The sequence below is a fragment of the Streptococcus sp. GMD6S genome (genome assembly GCF_000297015.1).
On the sequence record NZ_AJRH01000095.1, the window covers coordinates 1 to 3,364 of the forward strand.

Here is a 3,364-nt window from a genome sequence, read left to right on the forward strand (position 1 = left end):
AAAGCTAGAGTTATAATAAGGAAAATCACTTGATGATGAATATTTCCTGTCATAGAGATTGTTTGTCGTAAACCTGATACAGAGTAACTCATTGGTAACCAAGGATTGACACCTTTAAAGAAATCATTTGTCAAAGCAAGGGGATAGGTCCCTGCACTTGATGCTAACTGTAATAAAAGTAAAATAAGAGAGAAGAAAGCTCCTATACGGTTATTCCAAGTTGTTAAAGCTGTCACCATAGACATGAAAGCTAAACTTGTGATTACAATTAGAATCAAGGTCCTCATCTCATGGTTCGCAGTCAATCCAATAAGATGGACACCTCCATAAACTAAAACACCTGCTAAGACAGCTATAATCCCATTTATTTCAGAACGAGACTTCAACCAAGCCCAACGGCTCTCTGGATGACGTCCAGAAGGCAACTTAGCAAAAATCATATTGGTAGATATAGCAGCAACAAAAAGAGCAACTGATATCATATAAGGAGCCATGGCAATCCCATTCACAGGAACTTGGTCGTTATCTGTTTTTGAAAGAACTAGAGGTTCAGATAATGTTTCTGCATTTTTAGATTCTGTCGAAGCTGATTTAAGTTGAGTATTTGCATTACCTAATCCTTGTCCTAATGAATCAACTCCTGTCTGTAAATCTTCAAGACTAGAGGTTAAGGTTGTTCCACCATCTGCTAGTTTTCCAGCACCATCTGCAATCTTCATAGCGCCACTTCCTAGTTGAGATGCTGCAGAAAGTAACTGTGTTGATTTGTCTGTTAATTGGCCAGAGCCAAATTGTAATGTAGTAATACCTGCTATCAGCTCTGGACTCTTATTATTCAATTGAGCAGAACCAGATGACAAACTTTCTATACCTGATACTAATTCTGGAGTTTTTCCAGCTAGCGCATCTACTCCAGCTGTCAAGGTTGATGTATTTTCTGTCAACTTACTTGATCCAGAAACTAATTTATCTAGACTAGTTGTTAAACTTGCATTCTTTTCACTTAGTTGATTAGCACCTATAGAAATAGTATCCAGTCCTTTAGTATAGTTTACAACACCTTTTTCAATTGACTGACTTCCAGGAACTAACTGATTATTTACAGAAGTTTGTAATGTTGTAAATCCATTTGACAAGGTTGTCAAGGAGCTAGATGCTGCAGGTAAGAGTTGATTTGCTTTCGTCTGCACATCAGATAGATTAGATACTTGTTGTTCTGAATTCTCTATACTTTCTTTTAATCCTCCTACTGTCGTTAAAATTGTTTTTGCTGACTCAATAGTAGAATTAGAATTTTTAGAAATAGCTTCTGTCAGTTCTTTCTTTTGTTCCTCTGTAAGCGATTGATAAGTAGCTGTTGATTGAAGGTTAGCAATAGTTTTCTCTTGTTCTGTCTGACTTTTAGTCACAATATCCTGTGCAAGAGTTGTTAGATTTGGCAAAGCTTCTGAAAATTTACTTTTCAGTTGAGTGTCATCTGATATTGTAAGAGCTTGTAGTGTTTTATTTAGTTCTCCTAAGCTTGTTGCCAATTGCGCTATTTCTTCACTTTGTTGAGATGAGGACTCTAATTGACTTGAAATTTCTTTAATACCAGTATTTAATTGCTCCATTCCATCTCTTAGTGTATCTGATTGATTGGATAATTGACTTGTTCCGTTAGAAAGTTCTTTCACACTACTTGTATAAGCATTTACACCAACTGAAAATTGATTGAGACCTGTATCCAGTTGTGAAACGCCACCTGTATAGGACTTTATACCTGTATTTAGCTGATTTACACCTGTCACCAACTCAGGAGTTTTTGAAGCTAATTGACCAAGTCCAGTGTCAACTTGTGAGACAGCATTCGTATAACTTTGTAAACCACTATTAAAAGTTCCTAAACCAGTATGTAATTGCTCTATAGCAGACACATAGCTAGATAAGCCTTTTGTAAATTGATCCGCTCCAGTTGAAAAAGTTACAGTTGAATTAGCTAGAGTATTAAGACTTGTCGTCAACGTTTGACTTCCCGTCACCAACTGATCGGCTCCATTAGCCAATTGTTCACTTCCCTCAGCTGCTTTATTTATTCCAGACTTCAAATCATTCATTTTTTGAAATAAAGCCTTAGTGTACGTTTCAGTAATATTAGTAGAGACGGTTTGTTTTAATTGTGTCATTGCAGAATCACTCATCTTACTTGCAATAAAGCTATGCCCACTTGACGTCTGATAATCAATCTGCATCTGTTCAGGATGATTCGTTAGGATAGAAGTAGCTTTTTCAGATAAGTCACTTGGTAAAGTCACTACCATGTAGTAGTCACCATCTTCTAGTCCTTTTTCTCCTTCCTCTTCATTAACAAAGTGAAAATCTAAAGCCTTATTTTCTTTTAAATTAGACACCATGTCTTCACCTATTGTCATTGCCTGTCCATTATAAGAAGCTTCCTTATCTTTATTGACAACTGCCACAGGTAACTCCGATACTTGACCATATGGATCCCACATGGATGATAAAAATATAATGTTGTATAGAGCTGGAATGAAAGAAATCCCTATCATTACAATGATAAAGGTCGGTTTTTTAAATATTGCTTTCCATTCTTTAAACATGTTCCCTCCTTTTTTACACATATTGTCTAAAATTTTGATATAATAGATTATACATCAAAAAATCTAAATTACAAGGTAAAAAATATTTTTTTAGACACATAGTCTATTTTTGTTCACAAGGAGGAATTATGAAAGAAAGTAACAAACGTTTAAAAACAAAACGAATTATCGAAAATGCCATGGTTCAATTATTGATGGACCAGCCCTTTGATCAAATTTCTACTGTCAAGTTAGCAGAAAAAGCCGGAATTAGTCGTTCCAGCTTTTACACTCACTACAAGGATAAGTATGATATGATTGAACTCTACCAAAGTATGCTATTTCATACCTTTGAGTATATTTTCCAAAAACATGCTCATCACAAAAGAGATGCTATTTTAGAAGTGTTTGAATATTTAGAGTCTGAGCCACTATTAGCTGCACTCTTATCTGAAAATGGGACAAAAGAAATCCAAAATTTCTTGAGAAATAAGCTTCACATCATGCTTAGCACCGACCTTCAGAAACGCTTTATGAAACTACAACTCACTCCAATTGAATTAGAATACAGTAGCATTTATCTAACAAATGCTCTATTTGGTGTTTGCCAGACTTGGATTGCTCACGGAAAAAAAGAAAGTCCGCAAGAAATGACAGACTTCCTTATGAAAATGTTAGGTGATGTAAACTAAAAAAGAACACCAGTGGTGTTCTTTTTATCTAACTCCGCCAGTAGGACTCGAACCTACGACATCATGATTAACAGTCATGCGCTACTACCAACT

2 protein-coding genes are annotated in these 3,364 nt (G+C 35.6%); one reads left to right on the plus strand and one right to left on the minus strand.

The window, feature by feature from the left end:
• On the minus strand, positions 1-2,600 hold a 2,600-nt coding region (locus tag GMD6S_RS08625), incomplete at its 3' end, for a YhgE/Pip domain-containing protein (protein WP_000472053.1).
• 128 nt (positions 2,601-2,728) lie between these two features.
• Between GMD6S_RS08625 and GMD6S_RS08630 the strand changes: the two genes are divergently transcribed.
• On the plus strand, positions 2,729-3,271 hold the full coding sequence (locus GMD6S_RS08630) for a TetR/AcrR family transcriptional regulator (RefSeq protein ID WP_000665081.1): 543 nt from the start codon (positions 2,729-2,731) through the stop codon (positions 3,269-3,271).
• Positions 3,272-3,364: the final 93 nt, after the last annotated feature.

What these genes read in the sequence shown, in the direction of transcription:
- GMD6S_RS08630 (WP_000665081.1), top strand. Translation starts at nt 2,729, where the DNA reads ATGAAAGAAAGTAACAAACGTTTAAAAACAAAACGAATTATCGAAAAT.